A 19,035-nucleotide genomic window follows, 5' to 3' on the forward strand; every position below is an offset into this window, starting at 1 on the left:
TATCTAACTGAGGTTCATTTTTTATTGCTCTATTTCATCTGCAATCTTATTAATTTTCCGCAGACGATGATTGACGCCACTTTTTGTAATGGGATTGGTTAAAATTTCTGCCAATTGCTGAATGGAAAAATCAGGATGCTGAATACGCAGCTGCGCCACTTCTTGCAAATCTGCCGGCAGTTGATCCAAGCCGATGGTTTCCATAATTTTAGCAATATTATTGATAGTTTTCATGCTAGCGGTTACTGTACGGGCGATGTTAGCTGTCTCCGCATTATTAGCCCGATTGAGGTCATTCCGCGCTTCCCGCATCAGCTTGACATTTTCAAACTCCGTTTTAGCCTCTTCAGCTCCAATGACCAGAAGAAAATCCATGATGTCCTCCGCTCGCTGCAAATAAGTAATGGTCCCTTTGGAGCGCTCTATTACCTTGGCGTCTAACAAAAATTTCTGCAAAAGCTGTGCCAAATCATGAGCGTGATCGCTATAAACCGAGGCAATTTCCAGCTGATAGCGTCCTTTTTCAGGATCCTTGACCGAACCACTGGCTAAGAAGGCGCCGCGTAAGTAAGCCTGACTCCAAGAATCGTTTTCCAAAATCTCAGGAGCAATTCCTGTCGCTAGTCCAAAAAAGTTGTCTGCTAAATGCAAATCATTGAGGATATCATTGACACCATCTTCCAAAAATACGGTGTAAACACGGTTTTTCCGTAAATTGGTTTTCTGATGATGGCGAATATCTGCCTTCACTTCATAAAATTGATGCAGCATTTCATAGATATGACGGGCAATTTTAGCATTTTCCGTCATGATAGACAGAGTCAATCCGCCACTGGCCAAGCCTAAACTGCCAGATAATTTGATAATGGCTGCTAATTCACTTTTTTCCATCTTAGACTGGACCAAGAGTTCTTCTTTAACATGTACAGTAAAACTCATGGCCGCACCTGAATAATTTTCAGTAATTCCTCAACGACAAAATCACCATCATGGAAGGCTCCGCCATTTTCCAAACGAAGGAAATTAGATGAAATGACACGCTTAGCTTGTTGCTGCAAACCTGCGAAATCATGCTTCACCTGCACCAAATATTCATCAAACTGATGGGTTTCCATATAATCCTGTGGCACCGGCTCAATATTCACTAAGACGGTATCAATGGCGTCTTGTCCCAAATGTTGATTGAGCACGCGCACATGATCGCTGTCCGTGAAAAACTCAGTCTCCCCGCGCTGCGTCATGATATTGCAGACATAAGTAACATCTGCGGATGTTTCTCTTAAAGCCTGACCAATTTCTGAAATCATCAGATTTGGCAAAATGGAAGTAAAGAGTGAGCCCGGTCCTAGCACAATCATATCACTTTGCAGAATGGAATCCACCACTTTTCGGCTGGCAGTCGGCTCATCGTCATTATAGGAATTGGTTACGTAGACATGATCAATCATCCCCTTATAATCTGCGATTTTACTCTCTCCAACTACCTCATGACCATCTGTAAAGACAGCGTGAAGAGTCAAAGCATTTTCACTGGATGGGTAAATCTTACCAGTTGTATGGAAAAATTTTGACAGCAGTTGCATGGCATTATAGGTTGAACCCTGCATTTCTGAAATACCAGCAATCAATAGATTTCCTAGTGGATGTCCTGCTAGAACACCAGCATTCTCTGCAAAACGATACTGAAAAATTCGTTCATACAATTTTGGCATATCACTCATGGCCAGAAGAACATTACGTAAATCCCCTGGAGGCGTCATCTGTAAAATCTGACGAATTTCACCAGATGACCCCCCGTCGTCTGCTACCGTGACAATTGCTGTAATATCCACGTCCTTATCCCGCAGACTTTTGAGGATAACGGGAATGCCTGTTCCCCCACCTATGATTGTTATTTTAGGCTTTCTCATGAGCGATTCACCGTTTCCTTACGGCGATCCTTATCACGATGGCTTCGATTGACCGTCCAATTTTTCTCTAAGTCATCTGCCAAACGTTTGGCAAAGGCAACGCTACGATGCTGACCACCAGTACATCCGATAGCAATGGTCAACACAGACTTGCCCTCTTTCTGATAGCCCGGCAAAATTGGTTCAATTAAGCCCAGCAAATGACCATAAAAATCTTCTGACTCCGGATGGTTCATGACATAATCATAAACAGGTTGATCTAAACCAGTCAAATTTCGCAATTCTACTTGATAGTAAGGATTTGGTAAGAAACGCACATCAAAAACCAAATCAGCATCTAATGGCAAACCATATTTGAAACCAAAGGAAACAACTTCCACACGAAAGGCAGACGGTTGATCCGTATTCGAAAATTGATCTGAGATTTCCTTACGAAGACTCCGAGGTGTTAATTCTGTCGTATCGATCACATTTTGGCTCATATTTTTAAGTGGGGCTAACAGCTCTCGCTCTAGCTGAATACCCGCAAGTACACGACCATCCGTAGCCAATGGGTGGCTGCGCCGTGTTTCCTTATAACGTGCCACTAATTCACTATCGGTCGCATCCAAGAAGAGAATTTTAAAATCTAAATCCTCTGCCACTTCCAACTCATCCAAAATATCACGAATTTCCGTGAAAAATGAACGGCTACGCATATCAACAACTACGGCTATCTTATCGTTGTCACTACTATGACAAACCAATTCTAAAAATTTTGGTAAAAGGGCAGGTGGCATGTTATCCACCGTAAAATAACCCAAGTCCTCAAAAGATTGAATGGCGACAGTTTTACCTGCACCACTCATCCCCGTCAAAATGACCAGTTGCAATTTCTCAGACATACATTTTCCCTTTCTAATACTCTCCAATCGCATTACTCTTCCACTAAAGCAATGACTTCGATTTCAACCTTAACATCACGTGGCAAACGAGCTACTTCCACAGCTGAACGTGCTGGAAAATCAGTCTAAAACGCGGTTGCGTAAACTTCGTTAAATGCAGCAAAATCATTCATATCGCTCAAGAAGCAAGTGGTTTTGATAACATGATCAAAATCAGATCCAGCTTCAGTCAAAATTGCTGCAATATTCTTCAACACTTGCTCTGTTTGCTCTCGAATCGTCTCTCCGACTACTTCTCCCGTTTCTGGCTACAAGGGCACTTGACCAGAGGCAAAAAGGAAGTTTCCAACCACTTTTCCTTGAACGTAGGGACCAACGGCTGCAGGCGCTTTGTCTGTGTGAATCGTTTTCATGCTACTTACCTCATTCATTTTCTTACTTTATTATAACAAATGTTCAGTAGAATGAACACATGGAGACCAATTTATGAAAGGGGTTCTAGAGTTTAACTCTATCTTTTTGATTTTCTTCTTCTGAAACCAAAGATAGCGCTAAGGATCAATGCTCCCAATCCCACTAAAGTCCATGTTAAATTAACTTTATCCCCAGTATGTGGCAAGACAGATCCTTTTTCTTGAGTTGAAGCTAGCGCCGCTTTATTTCCTGGCGCCTGCTGGGTTGCAAGAGTAACAGCTGGTTTATCTCCTGTTTGCGCCGGGAGGGCAATTTCGTGACTGTCCGTTTCCAACCGTAGGAAAATCTCAACGACTTCTGTTTGTACTGCTTATAGGCTTTGTGCACCTGATACCCGATATCCTGTTGGCAATTCGACAAGAATTTCATAATGCCCATCTCTCACAGATTTACCATAAGCTGATGGCACATACAAGGACTGGTCCAGTTCAACTAATTGACCATCTTGGGCTCGTAGCATGACCTTGCTACCCTCTGGTAGGATTTGGTCAAACACGATTCTCACTAGAGCTGAATCTGATTTACTGAACTGGAATTGAACTTGTTCGAATTTTTTGTCTTTAGTCAATTCAAAAGCAAGAGTTTTTGGTGTTAACAATTCAGCGCCGTTGGCATCATAGGACACTAATTCCACTGAGTATTTTCCAAATGGCAAACGAAGGCTGGTAGTTCTGTTATCATAGTAGTTTAATTTTTCGATAGCATTTCCAGCTTCATCGTGAATCAAGTAAGTAATGTCAAATTTTGGATCCTCAGCTACATTGCTATAGAGAAGCTTGATATTTAAAATCCCTTCACCTTCTTGCAACTCACGCAATACGGCAAAGTTGCTGTAGGAAATATTTCCCGCTTCATCCTCTACTAAGTAATAGTAATCTGCTGGCAATACACCTTCAATTTTAGGAATGGTATAGGAACCATCAGCATTTTTTTCAATCATAACTTTGCGATCGACCACAGTAATCACATCATTTTCCGTTTCAATTTGGTAAGCACGTCCATCTTTTTCTCAAGATAGAAGACTTCTTCTCTAACGATAGCCACTTGATTGGCGATGAATGGTTTGTCTGGTGTGAAGAATTCTTTATCTCCTTCTTTTCGGAAATTTCCAGCCGTCAGAACAGGTTTTTGATGGCTGACACGAACCATGAATCGTTCCTGTTGCTCTTGACCATTTTCAATGGTGTAGCTGATGAGATAGATATAGTTTCCAGATAGAACTTTCTTACCATTTGTTCTGGTGCCAGTTCAGGCAGTTGTTTCAACTCGTGAAACTGTCGCTCCTTTTTGACTGGACCATGTAGGATCTTTCATCAAGTGGTTTTCTTGAGCAAATACTTCTACCTTTAAGTTTCGATAAGTCTTGTTTGGCAAACCTTTGAAACCAACAAAATCTTTATTTCCATCTTCGTTAGGCGAAATCTTGACATCTTTACCAAGTTTTGCCAGTACACTGCGTGGAGTATTACGGCCACTGATTAAAATAGTTGATTAATTAGTCACTAAACCTGTATCTTGATATGTCATTTCAAGATGATCTACTAATGTTACCTTATGCTGGTAGCCACCATCTGTCAATTCAAATGTCACCGTTTCTTGACCTCGAGACGTTGGCATATGCTGACTGATTTTAGCAATAGCAATATTTCCAGCAAAATCTTCTACCATGTAATAGAAATCTTCTAGACTAGCTTTATCCAAAGGTAAAAGGTAGGAACCACCTTTTTCTCGTTCAACAAATTGCTTGTTGTCCCCAACTGTAACATATTTATAAGCATCATTGATAGAGACAGTATAGTTTTTCCCATCTTTTTTAGTCAAATAAAAGACACTATCTCGCAAGATACCCGCTTGTCCTTTGTCACGCACTTCAGCTGCTTTGAATTTCTTGGTCTTTGGATCATAACTTGCGCTTGTCAGTATTGGTTTTTCACGGTCAACAACGATATCAAAAATCATTTTTTGTTGCTTGCCACCAACCACATCTGAATAGTAAGAAAGGACATATTGGTAACGACCATCTGGCAAGTCCGCTCCCGAAGTATCTTTCCCATTAAATTCCAACTCTAGTAAGGTTGTTGATTTAGGGAAACGAACATCACTGTTGAAGTTTTTATCTCCGTTTTGAGCGTCAGCACTTTCCCACAAGGGAAGGCTCAATGTTTTATCATCTGCAGCATAGACACTGGATTTCAGACCACGATATTTTCTTAAAAAGACGGCTTTAAAAGCCACAAAATCCTGATTGTTGTCTCCGTTTGGTGAAATAGCTAGTACTACTTTTCCTGAAGCATCTTTCTCAAGAATAAATTTACCATCTTTGTTTCGGAAAGTTCCAAGCGTATGAAGCCCATTATCAAATGAATTGCCTGCTGACACATTGACATCTGATCCGATCATTACCAGTCCAGTAAAATGTTTTCCGATGTAAATCTCATCTTTGACATCCGATTCTTCAAAGTAGAAACCTTTTTGTTGCTTTTCTTTTAAGCGATAGATGTCCTCTTCAATAACTGCTAAGTTTTCAAATTCTCCTCTAAAACCAACAAATGGAATATGCACTTGATCTTTATCACTTTGATTTGCGTTTTCAAAACGAACAAACCCTTCTAGATAATAACCATTTGGCATGAGTTTTGTTAATTCTACTACTTCCACAGGATCAGTAGTGACTTCGGCGTTTTCTTGTGCTGCAATTGTAGGTGCACCAACTAAAAAGACACTCCCAAGTAACACAGAAGCTATGCCCGTCTTATATTTTCTCAGCGAAAATCGCTGTTTCTTTTCCATATATACCTCCTTATCACTATCAAGACACACAAAAGAACGCGAAACTGATTTCATCATTCCGAATTCTTTTCCTAATAGTGATGTTGTTCATATTCTTTTTCAATATCCAAAGGGAGTATCGAGTATTATTTAATCACACTTTTTTATTAAAATCAACGTACTATTTCATACATACAATAATACAGAGGTTAAAATTATTCTTTCCCTCAACAATATCCTCATTGTCTTTTTTCTTATTAGATATAAAAATAAATGCTATTTTTTATAAGTTTTATTAGCAAAACAATCTTACAAAAACTTATTTTTTCCGCTGTAACAGTTAAACCGTGCACGTCAATATTATTTCTCCTTTTAGGGTAGGAAAATGCAAATATCTTAAGACCACAAAAGAAAAACAGCACGGAAATTATCCGATGCTGTTTTTCTTGTTTTAAGGTTTAATGCGGTGCAACATACGTGGGAATGGAATGGCTTCGCGGATATGCTTGGTTCCCGCTACGAAGGTCACCATCCGTTCCAAACCAAGTCCAAATCCACAGTGAGGTACTGAACCGTATTTACGAAGGTCAAGATAGAAATCGTAATCTGCTGGATTCAAACCTTCTTCTTCAATCTTAGCCGTGAGTTTATCATAGTCTGTCTCACGTTCAGAGCCACCAATGATTTCACCGTATCCTTCTGGTGCCAAAAGATCCGCACAAAGTACGCGCTCAGGATTACCAGGAACAGGCTTCATGTAGAATGCTTTGAAACTTGCTGGATAGTTGACCACAAAGGTTGGCACGCCAAAACAATTTGAAATCCATGTTTCATGTGGTGAGCCAAAGTCATCACCATGTTCCACATGTTCATAATCGGTATCTTGATCTGCTTCATGTTCCTGCAGAAGTGAGATAGCATCATCATAAGAAACACGTTTAAAAGGCTCAGCCACATAGCGTTTCAATGCCTCTACATCGCGCTCAAGCGTTTCAAGGGCTTGTGGCGCACGGTCCAAAACACCTTGGATGAGAGCTTTTACATAAGCCTCTTGCAAATCAAGCGATTCATCGTGTGATAGGAAGGGATACTCGGCATCCATCATCCAAAACTCTGTCAAGTGACGACGCGTTTTTGATTTTTCGGCACGGAAAACAGGACCAAAGTCATAGACACGACCAAGAGCCATAGCCCCAGCTTCAAGGTAAAGCTGACCTGATTGACTCAAGAAAGCTGGGCTGCCAAAGTAGTCTGTCTCAAAGAGCTCCGTCGTATTTTCAGCAGCATTTCCTGACAAGATTGGGCTATCAAACTTGATAAAACCATTTTTATCAAAGAATTCTGTCGAAGCCATCAAGATCGCGTTACGGATCTGCATGATGGCATTTTGACGGCGAGAACGGAGCCACAAATGACGATGATCCATGAGAAAGTCCGTCCCGTGCTCTTTTGGAGTGATGGGATAATCCACTGACTCGCCAATGACTTCAAGGTCCGTCACATCCAGTTCATAACCGAATTTGGAACGTTCATCCTCTTTCACCACACCTGTCACGTAGACAGAAGTTTCTTGGCTAAGACGTTTGATGATATCAAATTTAGCGGCCCCTTCTTCATCACCGAATTTTTCAATAAAGTTTGGCTTGAAAGCAACTGCTTGGAAAAAGGCAGAGCCGTCACGGAGTTGTAGAAAGGCAACTTTACCTTTACCAGATTTGTTGGCAACCCAAGCACCGATGGTTACTTCTTGCCCGACATGTTCAGGCACTGCACTGATTGTTACTAATTTTCTAGTCATGATTTCTCTTTTCTTTTTATTTTTTGGTCAATAGCAGAACTAATCTTAAGCTCTTTCCATGTATTCTTTGATACGTTTGATAGCTTCTTTTAGCGTGTCAAGATCTGTCGCATAGCTAAGACGAACATTTTCAGGAGCACCGAAGCCAGCACCTGTTACCAAAGCAACACCTGCTTCTTCTAGAATAGCTTCTGTAAAGGCGGTCACATCCGTGAATCCCTTCATTTCCATTGCCTTTTTAACATTCGGGAATAAGTAAAAGGCTCCCTGTGGCTTCGTCACTTTAAACCCTGGAATATCTGCTAACAGAGGATAGATGGTATTGAGGCGTTCCTCGAAGGCTTGGCGCATGTCTTCAATTGGCTCTTGTGTACCTGTAAAGGCTTCAATGGCTGCATACTGGGCAACCGTCGTCAAGTTGGACGTGGTTTGGCTGACGATTTTTGACATAGCAGCGATAATGTCAGGATTTCCCACTGCAAAGCCCACGCGCCAGCCTGTCATGGCATAGGATTTGGCAACCCCATTGACCACGATGGTCTGTGCACGAATGGCTTCAGAAATGGTCGAAATCGGGGTGAAGGTCGCGCCGTTGTAAACCAAGCGACCATAGATATCATCTGCTAATATCAAAATATCTTTTTCAACTGCCCAGTTGCTAATAGCTTCTAATTCTTCTCGACTATAAATCATACCAGTTGGGTTGGAGGGTGAATTAATCAAGAGGACTTTTACTTTCGGCGTCCAAGCAGCTTTCAATTGGTCTACTGTAACTTTAAAATCATGCTCTTCCTTTGTCTCGACAAAGATCGATTTCCCTTGTGCCATCTGGATTTGGTCTGCATAAGACACCCAATAAGGCGTCGGAATAATGACTTCATCTCCTTCATTCAGAATAGACATAAAAAAGGCATACAGGACAAACTTAGCACCCGTTGCTGCCATGATTTGATTAGGAGCAACCTTATAGCCATAGAAATTTTCCATATAGTTTCCTATAGCAGACTTCAATGCTGGTAAGCCATTAGCAGCAGTGTAAAAACTAGCACTGCCATCTTTAATAGAAGCAATTGCTGCATCCTGAATGTGCTTTGGCGTCACAAAATCAGGCTCTCCAAGCGTCAACATAATAATGTCTTTTCCTGCCGCCTGCAAGTCACGCGCGCGCTGGCTTGTTGCCAAGGTTATGCTCTCTTCCGTTTCAAGAACACGGTTGGATAATCTTGTCATATTCCCTCCTTTTCGAGCAACTGACTTGTTTCAAAATCAATCAGATAATAAGTTCTTCCAGCCTTGACTTCCCAAATCGCACGATTCTTCTCATATCCCAACGTGGATTTTTCAACTTGGTCAGCACCATTTTCTTTCGCTATTTGCTCTGCTTTTTCCTTAGAAATCCCATTTGCCATATCATAAACATAGATATCTGATGATTGCTGAGGCACTAAAACCAATAATTCTTGACCGTCTTGGTTGCGCCCTATCACACTGTAATAAGTCTGACTGCCATTATAAATCTCTACCTGAATAATGTCATTCAAATCTACATATTGCTTGGCGATCGTCACAGCCACATTTTCAGCCTCTTGAAACGGCTTTGCTGTCTCTTCTAAAATAAAGAAGAATGAAAACAAAACGACAATAAGTATGATCAAACAACCAATAAACATCTGCTTCCAAATAGGAAAGCCAGATTGATTTTCTCTTCTTCTAGAATTTTTCATATCAAGAATATTATACTATAACTTCACTTGAATTACTATTCTTTCTCGGAGAGGTTTTTAATTTTTTCTCCCAAAATACTTTCAATTGAAATTAGATCGATATTTTTTCACAATTCCATATAATTATGATTGAAAAAATCACGATTTAGCGCTAAAATGGTAGTATGGATAAAATTGAACAATCATTAGAACAACACAAAACAGCATTGCACAGCCTAGTTGTACTCCGCCGTGCTGCCGGTGTCATTCGCAAGCAAGAGGCAGAAACAATCACCAAAAACAATCTTACCTTTGCTCAATTTGGAGTATTGGAGGCACTCTACAACAAGGGAGATTTGCGGATTCAAGATTTAATTGAAAAACTCTTGAGCACTTCTGGCAATATGACCGTCGTGATAAAAAATATGATTCGCGATGGCTATATCAATAAAGTTCCTGATCCGTCAGACAAACGTGCCTTCCGTGTGAGTTTAACTCCCGAAGGTCGAGAACTGATTGCCGCTATTTTGCCGGAGCATTACGATAATATCGGTTCTATTTTTTCTGTTTTAACTGATGAAGAGCAGGAACAATTAGCAACTATTTTGAAAAAATTTAAAAATTAAGTCAAAGACTATTGCTAATTAGCGATATTTTTGGTAGGCTACTACTATTGTTTAAAAAATATTTTTATTTTAAGGAGTCAGATATGACAAAAGTATTGTTTTTAGTTGGTTCACTGCGCAAAGGTTCTTTCGTACAACAATTTGCCAAAGCTGGTGAAAAAGCGCTCGAGGGGAAAGCAGAAGTTTCTTGCCTTGATCTTAGCACATTCCCATTGTTTAACCAAGATTTGGAAACACCAGTGTTGCCAGAAATCGCTGCTGCTCGCCAACTGGTTAGTGAAGCAGATGCCATCTGGATTTTCTCACCAACTTACAACTTTGCTATCCCAGGCGTCGTGAAAAATGCTCTTGACTGGTTGAGTCGTGCACTTGATTTGTCAGATCCACATAATCCGTCAATTCTTCACGATAAATTTTCTACAGTCTCTATCTTAGCAAATGGTGGTCACGAACAAGCTGCCGCTCAATATCGCGCCCTTCTTCCATTTATCCGTACACAATTTATTAATGAAGTGACAATGACAAAAGTCAACGATTCAGCTTGGATGGACGGACAATTCATTCCTACTGAAGAAGTTGTTGCAAATCTTGAAAAACAAGCAGATGCTCTTCTTGCAGCTATTGAAAAAGGTCCAGTTGCTACTGAAGCTAGCTGGTAAAATACAATTGATAGTGTCTAATGAATAAAATCTAACTAATAGACATCCCATACGACAAAAAACCTGATTAAATCAGGTTTTTTGTATCTTGAAAAGCACTTTGTCTTGTGCTATGATGATGGAGGAGGAACGTCTATGAAAAAGAACATCTATTACCTTGCTGGACTCGGATTAAGCTTACTAGCACTTACCGCTTGTTCGTCGACTGATTCTAAGTCCACCAAATCTGAAAAACCAGAAATCACTTCTTCTCTGAATGCTGTGAATAATCATCAAGAAATTCGTACAGAGCAATTTGTAGCAGATTCCGGTCGTTTTTCAGTTCAAGCCCCAAAAGGTTGGTCTCAACAAAACAATCCTGAAAAAATTGTTACTTCTCCCAAAAATAGTATTGCTCTTGAATCCCCTTTGAAAGATGCCTATTTTTTTTGCCCATCAATTTTCAAAAAACGACATCCAACTCAGCTTGGCAGAATTCGTGACTTACGATTTAAAAAACTCACAAACAAATGAGCAATTAAAAAATGCCATCCCAAAGGAAGCGACAATTGAAGGAAAAACAGGCTATCTTATTGAAAAGACGATTACTGAATTTGGAATAAAAAATATCGTCTATATCTCCTATTACGAAGAGGGAGACTCTTATCACTTAATTAACTTTCAAAGTCCCAAAGAAAATCAAGCGGCAACAAAAAAATATCTTGAAGCGGCTATAAAAGACTGGAAGAATCTATCTGTTGAAAGTAAAGCAGCTGTTTTGGACCAAACTATTCCTATACCAAACAACCATTTGACTGCCTCCATTCTGAGTATTTGGAAATATAATAAAGATGCCAACCAAGATCCTAACAGTGCTTACTATTCGTCGATAGACAAGCAAGTCAATTTTGGAGTATTTAGTCAATCCACCACGGGCTATACCGTTGATTTAGCAGTTTATGCTCAAGAATATGCTGCCAACGTTTCTGAAAATCCCCAACTTACTCCCGTTACTGTCGGTCAGCACCAAGCCTACTTGATTGAATATATCGACTCCAGCGACCCAACTTGGAATACAGCTATCAATGTCTACATTGTTCATATCAATGAACAATTGATTACTTTATTTTTCGGAACTTTACCGTCTGAAGTTGAACCTTTGCGACCAACTATGGAAGCGATTATCTCTTCCATCAAATAAAGAATATCAGACTAAACGTTCTCTTATCAGCTAAATGAGTCACGTATCACTAGTCAGTCCTAAAGGGGGCTGGCTTTTTTATCTAAAGCTTGTGTTAGGTTGCTCCTTTGAGACGAGTCTCTGTTTATTTTAAAGTTAAAAAGAATAAAAAAAGTCATCCATCGCCTTAACATAAGCAAAAGATGACTTTCTTATTGGATTGGTTTTGCAGATTGATGTTTTCCGCAAAAATCTTATTTCTATTTTATCCACTGTTAAACCTAACCTTCCGTCCATACCAACTGTCAGATGGTTCCCAAATAGAAGGTTTTGCTGTTGCTACTGCCCTTGAATATTGTGGTTGAACAGGGCTGATGATTGCTTTCGGTTTCACAGAAGATTGTGATACGGCGGATATTTTTTAACGAAGTCTCGTTTCTCAATATCTGAAATTGCCGTGCGGGTGAAGTTTGACTTAGCGTTCCTAGATGAACATTTTACTGTTTTCTAAATTCGCGTCTGATCGCCCCCCTTTTTGAGTCTTCACTCTTTCAATACATTACTTTCCAGCGAAATATTTCGTCCATTGCTCTTTTCCACTTGACAACGTGAAGAGATTGATTACTTGGGCACCTTTATTGTCAACTGTAATGGCTTTTCCAGAAACACTTCCCCCTTGTCCAATATCTGCTACAAGGTAACGACGCATGCCTACGTTGGTATTGGCATCAGAATCTGTTACGTAGATGGCAGTGATTTTTCCTGACTTATCAAATCAGCTCCCCAAACATTGATTACATGACTGATATGGTTGTTGTTATAAGTATGAGATAAACCTAACGCTTTTCCTGACTTCAACTCCTGTTTGATTAATTCTCCAAATTGGACAATATCCATATTTTTCAAATCATAGCGCTTCGTCAAATGTGTTGCTTCGCTTCCACGTTTAAAAATATCTTGGAAGAAAGCACCTGCCATTGCTTTTCCTTTGTCTGTAGTCGTATCAGTTGGGTTTTGATACTGTCCTTTTTCGTAATTAATACGGTAACCATTGATGAATAAATCTAAGGCAATATCCGACATGATTCCATGACCTTTGCTCGAAAGATCTTTGAAAACTTTCTCACGGAAATATTTAAATAATGCACTATCCGTTTGAGAATTTTTTGTGTTGATAGCTTCCTGTAAATCAAAAGCAGTTTCCCCATTTACCACCAATTTTGTTTGGTTTGGTTTGGTTTCTCTTTTATAAATTGCGCAATCTCTTCTTTGTTTTGGTCAAACCACCAGTGAAGCATATTTCCTGCCGTTGCAGGACCACAAAGCAAACGATCTATTCCATTGTTTTGGTCCTTAGTAATATCGTACCAGCCTTGATTTTCTTTGTATTCTGTACGGTAAATACCTTTGTCTTCTGTATCTTCTGTGAATTCAGATATCGCCGGTGCTTTTACATCCTCAGCCCAGACAGTTTCTTGAACCCCCTTAACATTGTACACAGTGGTTGTTTCTCCAATAGCTGACGTGTTCTCTTGTTTTGAAAACTGTGAAGATGAGTCAACCGTTGGAATCTGCTTGCTCTCTGTTTGACTTACCGCGACTGAATTAGAAATAGAAGATTCCGCAGGTTCAACTGCCGACACTGATACTCCTACTGATAAGCTAACACTAGCCAATACTGCTACTGCAAATGTCGAATAACGACAAATTTTTATTTGCTTCATTAAACAAATAACCTCCTTGTTGTTGCATTTGTATTTCTGTGTTATATATATAATACAATTTTGGATTGTAAAATAGATTAGAAGATTTGTCAAGATACAAAAATAAGTTAAAAACTTTGATATATCAACGTCTTTGTTTTTTATCATCCGCTTAAACGTCACTGTCAAGTAACTTGATATCCTGTTTCAGTAGCTAACTCCACCTCCAATTTACTAAAATTACAACAATAAATTGGAGAAATGAATGTAAAAATAGAGTCAAATAGGCTGGGATAAAATCCCAGCCTCGGTTCATTTTTTGAGTAATAGTTGTTCTATGCAATGGCTGATGGGAAGTTCTTATTCCTTCCACCCAAAGGGATAGCAATTCCCCTAATCAAGTGTGCAGAGATGGGAATAAAGAAATCTAGAGATAGAACTTTTAAATGTATTATCTAAAAATAAAAAGTGGAGACAAAATTGGTAAACCATCATTTTACAATGATTTACCAATTTTCATCCCACTCTCTTTTTAGTCAACATTTCTTACAAAGACAATTTTCCTATCCTCTGACAAATCTTCTCGATAAGAAAATCCATCAGCATTAAATTGTTTGATATCCTCAATTCTCTGAATTTGTTGCTCCGCCATGTACGACAAAAAGCGCCCGCGCCCCTTTTTGGAAATAGTAGAATGAACTTTGAGACTTCCAACACGATTTTCCATAAAAACTAACTTGACCATACGCTCTTGAATGACTGGCGAGAAGACGCCTTCGAATTCGGAAGATAAAAGCGATAAAATAAGGTCATCATCTGCAACGATCTCATCATACTGGCTGCGCCAATATTGTTTGAGAGAAGTTTTGCCAATTTTTAAACTGCCTTGAAAATCCAAGCGATGAGGCGAAATCAAATCAAAGACATTGATAAGACCATAAAGTCCAGTTGTGATAAAGGCATGCTGGCGGAGATAGTTGATTTCCTCATTCGTCAAATCTGTCCGCTTCATATAGCGGTACATGAGACCATCATAGAGCTGCCAAGCTGGGTAGGATTTAGCTTGTTGGGCTACTATTCGTCTGAAACGATCCCATTCTAGCTGTGCCTTATCGACATTAATTTTGAAGAAATGTGCCAACTCCTTCTCAGACATGGCTAAGAGAACATCGAGGACTGCTTGGCTAGCCACAGACAAGTGTTCAAAGGGACTATTATCTAAATTAGTATTTAATTCTTTAGCATTTGGAAGTAAGATTTTCATGCTTTTATTGTAGCATATTTTTTGACTTTCACTTTTTTCTTGCGAATATTTTTCAAAAATGATATCATCTAGTTATTAAAACTAGATTAACTAGAGGTGCTTATGAAAAAATTGCCAAAATGGGTAGAGCTACCGCAACTTGATCTATATTTAGACCAAGTTTTGCTCTACGTCAATGAGCAGACCATCTCTGCTATTTCCAAAAACGAAAAACCACTGACACCTTCCATGATTAATAATTATGTCAAGCATGGTCATCTGGAAAAACCCATCAAGAAAAAATACAATCAGCACCATGTGGCGCGCCTCATCGTCATCAGTCTTGCGAAGGCTGTTTTTGCCATTGCAGATATTTGCGCCATGATTGACCTGCTATCAAAAGAACGGTCGGCGGATTTGCTCTATGATGATTTTATGACCTGCCTGCAAGAAGGTCAATCGGAGGTCCATCCCGTGATTGCCCACGCCTGTGCGACCATTCGCTCTTATCAAAAAACCTTACAAACTATGCAAAAATTGGAGGAGGTTCAAGATGAATCAAACCTTTAGATTCTCCAAACAATTGTCTTTTGGAGAGGAAATTGGCAACGCCGTGACCCACGCTATCAGCTCGCTCCTTATGTTGATTCTACTACCTATTTCTGCTATTTATAGCTATAATCATGGGGGGATGATCCAAGCAGTCGGCGTATCTATCTTTATTGTCAGTCTTTTTCTCATGTTTCTGTCGTCGACCATTTACCATTCCATGTCCTATGGCAGTCTCCACAAATATATTTTACGGATTATTGACCATAGTATGATATATATCGCCATTGCCGGCAGCTACACTCCAGTAGTGTTAACACTGATGAATAATTGGCTCGGGTACCTCATTTTGACCATTCAGTGGGGAACGACCGCCTTTGGTATTTTATATAAAATTTTTGCAAAAAAGGTGAATGAAAAATTCAGCCTGACTCTTTACCTCATCATGGGCTGGTTGGTTGTCATAATCTTTCCTGCTATCGTATCACAAACAGGTTCAGCATTTTGGCTACTGATGTTAGCAGGAGGACTTTCTTACAGCATCGGTGCTATCTTCTACGCCCAGAAACGTCCCTATTTCCACATGATTTGGCACCTCTTTATCATCTTGGCTAGCCTTCTCCAATATGGTGCTATTGTCTTTTGTATGAATTAAAAAAGAATTTGGAACTACTTTTAGTCCAAACTCTTTTTTTATGATTTGTTTGAAAGTACTCAGTGGCTAGAGGTTCAAACTCTTGAGAATAGGTTAAAGCAATTTTTATCATCCTGACAGAAAGATATGAGCTAAGCCCTTTTTATTTCCAAGCAGAATTTCACAGTCCTTTTCCTCAATCAAAACATATCCGCTTGACTAGAAGCAACATTCCCTGCTATTTCATTATTACCTCTATTATCCAGTATACTTCTCTTGAATTCTTTTGCGCATAAATATTTATATCTATATTTTCTATTTTTATATTGCAGCCGCTATCATTGTTGTGTTTGCTGATTTAATAATTAATCTAAAAATTTATAGAATAGCAACCATAATGAAATTTTATACAATTTTTGATGCTAAAAATTTGAAATTATATTTATAATGCAGTAAACTAACTTTGTCACCATACAGCATTCTATTGGATGTTGTCACGTTTCCATTCCTGTCGAAAGTCCGATTGTATACATCCCATCAGAAACATTGCCTTTAGATGAAGAAAAAACAGTAGAACAAGGTACACCAGGTAAAATTGAACTAACCACAACTGATAATGGTGACGTTACAGAAACTCGCGTCGATCCAACCCCTACTACACAAGAAGTTGGTACTCCTCCTTCAAATGAACAGATCCAAACTACGGAGCCAGCAAAAACTGAATATGAATTAGATGTGAATACACCATATGGTCAAGATGTGACTATTGAAGGACATGATGGAGGAACTTCTACTTCAACCGTCTATAAAATTGAAACTGTCACAGATGATGCCTTGCTTTCATCATCATACTAAAGATCAAACATCCAAATGGACTGATGATTCCTTTTGGACCACAAATAATGACAACGAAGTCCCAAGTGATCGAATTATTGTAGCTGAAAATAAATTATTTACAGAAAAAGAACCAGATGCTGCTACCATGTCTGCACAAGAAACGACCATTCGTGAGATTATGCAAGTTGGTGAATTAAGAAACGACCAAGCAAACATCAAGTTAACATCAGAATCTTTAAATCCTACAAATACAGAATTCCGTCAAAAATACTCTATGACAGACGATTGAGTATTGTATGATAATATATTTATATTATCGTCTCAAGATATTAATAACGTCGCTCATAACTTCCATTTGGCAAACGTCGGTAACGGTGGCTTAACAGAATCTAATGAAGATACAGCTGCAGATGATTACGAACGCTTTTATGATTCCACACGTATCACTGACGCTATGTATGGAGATTTAAAAGCTGATATGATGCGTGTAGAATTAGCAAAAACTGAACTAACGAAACTTAACAAGTTCGATGATGCGAAGCAACAAGAATACAACAAAGTTAAAACCAATTTTGAACAAATCACACGTCGTTATAATAACGCACGCGATTATATTCGCTTAGATTGGGTCGGGTCAACAGATAAAGCCGATGTTCGAAATGAAGTTGACCAATTAGTGAAAGATAAACTACCAACTGAAGTCCGTCGTATGTTTACAAGCGTTAATTGGATTGTTGATGATGGCACCATGAATCTATCTACATTAGGTTATGTATCTAATAACCAACAAATTAACTTAATTTATTCAGATAGAGAAGAAGCAAATAAAAACCCGAAATCTTTATTGGCAACATTGCTCCACGAATTAGGTCACGTTATTGATACATCCAGTGGTACTATTTTAGAAAAAACAGATTTAAACAAAAATCAAACCATTGAAAATCAACCAAGTCAGCATGTTTACGGTTTCTCTAGTACCAAAGAGTTTATTGATTTATGGTCCACTTATTTCCCAACAAATCAGAATATATGGGAATACGTCAGTCAACAAAGTCCAGAAAATCGTAACCAACCAAACGCTGAGGCTTTTGCTGAAGGCTGGTCACAGTATTTAATGAAACGTTTTTATGGAAAACCTTATACCCAATATATCCGTTTAACGCAACAAGATTTACAAACTGCTCACCTCAGTGGACAAGATGGTGTCATTCCCGTTGAAATGGACAAAGATGGTGTTGATCAAATAATCCGTGAAACGTTTGCAGATCGTTTAGCCAATCCTTGGGCTAAAATGGAAGGTTATTTTGCGGCATTATATAATAAATTATTTGAACAAAAGCGCGATCACATTTTAGTCCCACGCTCAGTTGAAAAAGCCATTGCTGTCCAAAATCATAAGATATTATTAGGTGCAAAACCAACTATAGAAACTAAATGGGAGCTTCTTGATGGCAATCAAGGTATTATCCAACGCACCTATGATACAACTTATACACTGGACGAAGTGTACCATGTAGCCAAACCAAATGTTACCATCACAGATGGTGAAAAACGGTTAAACAGCGTTGAATCAACTGAAGATGGTGTCAATAAAATCACGATCACCCGTATTTGGACCGTCGAAAATGGACAACCTAAAGAAACTGTTTCTAGAGAGGTCCAGCCGTTAAAGATTGAGGCAAAAAATGCAACCTCAGCCGATAAAACTATTGTCGTTACCAAGGTTGAACAAGGAACTGACCATGCCATTGAAACAAAGACACTATCATTAGAAGCTAATGTCACAACAAACTCACTATCAATCCTAAGCGTAATGCTACTGAGTCAACAAAAGCTGATACTGCTACACAACCTGTAACCTTATCTGCTAACACTGGAAAACACTTGCCCAGCACTGGTGAACATCGTAACAGTTCTACAAATATGATGGGTGCCTACGGTATGATCTTGTTTGCTACCGCTGTGGGGTTACATTTTTCTGCAAAAGAAAAAGGATAGACGCACGAATAACAACAAAAATAGTACTGATAAGAATGGTATAAAAAATACTCCTGAATCTACACGCTAGACTCAGGAGTATTTTATTA

21 protein-coding genes and 3 pseudogenes are annotated in these 19,035 nt (G+C 39.1%); 10 read left to right on the top strand and 14 right to left on the bottom strand.

All coding sequences use genetic code 11. The features are described 5' to 3' along the window. Positions 1-21: 21 nt before the first annotated feature. The 11 genes and pseudogenes from whiA to AEX56_RS03950 all read right to left on the bottom strand — a co-directional run bounded on the left by whiA (position 22) and on the right by AEX56_RS03950 (position 9,490). Entirely contained in the window at positions 22-939 is a 918-nt protein-coding gene (whiA, locus tag AEX56_RS03900; protein ID WP_049617967.1) for a DNA-binding protein WhiA, read from the bottom strand. Next, positions 936-1,910: a YvcK family protein gene (locus tag AEX56_RS03905; protein ID WP_049617968.1), complete on the bottom strand. Its 975-nt coding sequence runs from the start codon at positions 1,908-1,910 to the stop codon at positions 936-938. Before AEX56_RS03905 ends, whiA begins: the two co-directional genes overlap by 4 nt. Next, complete coding sequence (gene rapZ, locus AEX56_RS03910; protein ID WP_049617969.1) at positions 1,907-2,794, bottom strand: RNase adapter RapZ; 888 nt, start codon at positions 2,792-2,794, stop codon at positions 1,907-1,909. Before rapZ ends, AEX56_RS03905 begins: the two co-directional genes overlap by 4 nt. 32 nt (positions 2,795-2,826) lie before the next feature. Then, positions 2,827-3,207, bottom strand: a pseudogene (locus tag AEX56_RS03915) (RidA family protein). Positions 3,208-3,305: 98 nt separating this feature from the next. Further along, positions 3,306-3,542, bottom strand: a complete 237-nt coding sequence (locus AEX56_RS03920; protein WP_053093915.1) for an LPXTG cell wall anchor domain-containing protein — start codon at positions 3,540-3,542, stop codon at positions 3,306-3,308. A 36-nt stretch (positions 3,543-3,578) separates the two neighbouring features. Then, positions 3,579-4,235: a hypothetical protein gene (locus tag AEX56_RS03925; RefSeq protein ID WP_053093916.1), complete on the bottom strand. Its 657-nt coding sequence runs from the start codon at positions 4,233-4,235 to the stop codon at positions 3,579-3,581. After that, positions 4,232-4,417 (bottom strand): hypothetical protein, encoded by a 186-nt coding sequence (locus AEX56_RS03930; RefSeq protein WP_053093917.1) that lies wholly within the window; start codon positions 4,415-4,417, stop codon positions 4,232-4,234. The genes AEX56_RS03925 and AEX56_RS03930 overlap by 4 nt, the downstream gene beginning before the upstream one ends. A gap of 447 nt (positions 4,418-4,864) precedes the next feature. Further along, positions 4,865-6,058, bottom strand: a pseudogene (locus AEX56_RS03935) (YSIRK-type signal peptide-containing protein); the annotation flags it as partial. Positions 6,059-6,488: 430 nt separating this feature from the next. Continuing rightward, complete coding sequence (asnS, locus tag AEX56_RS03940) at positions 6,489-7,835, bottom strand: asparagine--tRNA ligase (RefSeq protein WP_049617970.1); 1,347 nt, start codon at positions 7,833-7,835, stop codon at positions 6,489-6,491. A gap of 45 nt (positions 7,836-7,880) precedes the next feature. Beyond that, a complete protein-coding gene (locus AEX56_RS03945) occupies positions 7,881-9,065 on the bottom strand; it encodes a pyridoxal phosphate-dependent aminotransferase (protein WP_049617971.1) in 1,185 nt (394 codons plus the stop codon). Then, positions 9,062-9,490: a cell wall elongation regulator TseB-like domain-containing protein gene (locus AEX56_RS03950; RefSeq protein ID WP_236682966.1), complete on the bottom strand. Its 429-nt coding sequence runs from the start codon at positions 9,488-9,490 to the stop codon at positions 9,062-9,064. The genes AEX56_RS03945 and AEX56_RS03950 overlap by 4 nt, the downstream gene beginning before the upstream one ends. A 233-nt stretch (positions 9,491-9,723) precedes the next feature. On the opposite strand from AEX56_RS03950, the gene AEX56_RS03955 reads away from it, so the two are divergent. The 4 genes from AEX56_RS03955 (at position 9,724) to AEX56_RS03970 (ending at position 12,003) form a co-directional block, all read left to right on the top strand. Then, positions 9,724-10,164, top strand: coding sequence for a MarR family winged helix-turn-helix transcriptional regulator (locus AEX56_RS03955; RefSeq protein ID WP_049617973.1), 441 nt, complete (start codon positions 9,724-9,726; stop codon positions 10,162-10,164). 83 nt (positions 10,165-10,247) lie between these two features. Further along, complete coding sequence (locus tag AEX56_RS03960) at positions 10,248-10,823, top strand: NADPH-dependent FMN reductase (protein WP_049617974.1); 576 nt, start codon at positions 10,248-10,250, stop codon at positions 10,821-10,823. A 135-nt stretch (positions 10,824-10,958) separates the two neighbouring features. Beyond that, complete coding sequence (locus AEX56_RS03965; protein WP_049617975.1) at positions 10,959-11,336, top strand: hypothetical protein; 378 nt, start codon at positions 10,959-10,961, stop codon at positions 11,334-11,336. Beyond that, a complete protein-coding gene (locus tag AEX56_RS03970) occupies positions 11,302-12,003 on the top strand; it encodes a hypothetical protein (RefSeq protein ID WP_049617976.1) in 702 nt (233 codons plus the stop codon). Before AEX56_RS03965 ends, AEX56_RS03970 begins: the two co-directional genes overlap by 35 nt. A 538-nt stretch (positions 12,004-12,541) precedes the next feature. On the opposite strand, the pseudogene AEX56_RS09230 reads toward AEX56_RS03970, so the two are convergent. The 3 genes and pseudogenes from AEX56_RS09230 to yaaA form a co-directional block, all read right to left on the bottom strand. Further along, a pseudogene (locus AEX56_RS09230) lies at positions 12,542-13,197 on the bottom strand (IdeS/Mac family cysteine endopeptidase). After that, on the bottom strand, positions 13,191-13,706 hold the full coding sequence (locus tag AEX56_RS09235) for an IdeS/Mac family cysteine endopeptidase (protein WP_049617978.1): 516 nt from the start codon (positions 13,704-13,706) through the stop codon (positions 13,191-13,193). Before AEX56_RS09235 ends, AEX56_RS09230 begins: the two are co-directional and overlap by 7 nt. A gap of 511 nt (positions 13,707-14,217) precedes the next feature. Then, positions 14,218-14,949 (bottom strand): peroxide stress protein YaaA, encoded by a 732-nt coding sequence (gene yaaA, locus AEX56_RS03985; RefSeq protein WP_049617979.1) that lies wholly within the window; start codon positions 14,947-14,949, stop codon positions 14,218-14,220. A gap of 102 nt (positions 14,950-15,051) precedes the next feature. On the opposite strand from yaaA, the gene AEX56_RS03990 reads away from it, so the two are divergent. From AEX56_RS03990 to AEX56_RS09515, 6 genes are all read left to right on the top strand, one after another. After that, positions 15,052-15,498 carry a DUF1836 domain-containing protein gene (locus tag AEX56_RS03990; RefSeq protein WP_049617980.1) on the top strand — a complete coding sequence of 149 codons (447 nt, stop codon included), beginning with the start codon at positions 15,052-15,054 and terminating at the stop codon, positions 15,496-15,498. Next, entirely contained in the window at positions 15,482-16,132 is a 651-nt protein-coding gene (gene trhA / locus AEX56_RS03995; RefSeq protein ID WP_049617981.1) for a PAQR family membrane homeostasis protein TrhA, read from the top strand. Before AEX56_RS03990 ends, trhA begins: the two co-directional genes overlap by 17 nt. Positions 16,133-16,657: 525 nt before the next feature. Continuing rightward, complete coding sequence (locus AEX56_RS04000) at positions 16,658-16,966, top strand: hypothetical protein (RefSeq protein ID WP_049617982.1); 309 nt, start codon at positions 16,658-16,660, stop codon at positions 16,964-16,966. Further along, the gene (locus AEX56_RS04005; RefSeq protein ID WP_049617983.1) at positions 16,938-17,237 is read left to right on the top strand and encodes a hypothetical protein; all 300 of its coding nucleotides are present in this window, start codon (positions 16,938-16,940) and stop codon (positions 17,235-17,237) included. Before AEX56_RS04000 ends, AEX56_RS04005 begins: the two co-directional genes overlap by 29 nt. A gap of 66 nt (positions 17,238-17,303) precedes the next feature. Then, the gene (locus AEX56_RS04010; RefSeq protein ID WP_049617984.1) at positions 17,304-18,806 is read left to right on the top strand and encodes a hypothetical protein; all 1,503 of its coding nucleotides are present in this window, start codon (positions 17,304-17,306) and stop codon (positions 18,804-18,806) included. Next, complete coding sequence (locus AEX56_RS09515) at positions 18,746-18,946, top strand: LPXTG cell wall anchor domain-containing protein (RefSeq protein ID WP_131542153.1); 201 nt, start codon at positions 18,746-18,748, stop codon at positions 18,944-18,946. Before AEX56_RS04010 ends, AEX56_RS09515 begins: the two co-directional genes overlap by 61 nt. Positions 18,947-19,035 lie beyond the last annotated feature (89 nt).

The sequence above is a fragment of the Streptococcus sp. X13SY08 genome (genome assembly GCF_001182825.2).
Classification (GTDB): domain Bacteria; phylum Bacillota; class Bacilli; order Lactobacillales; family Streptococcaceae; genus Streptococcus.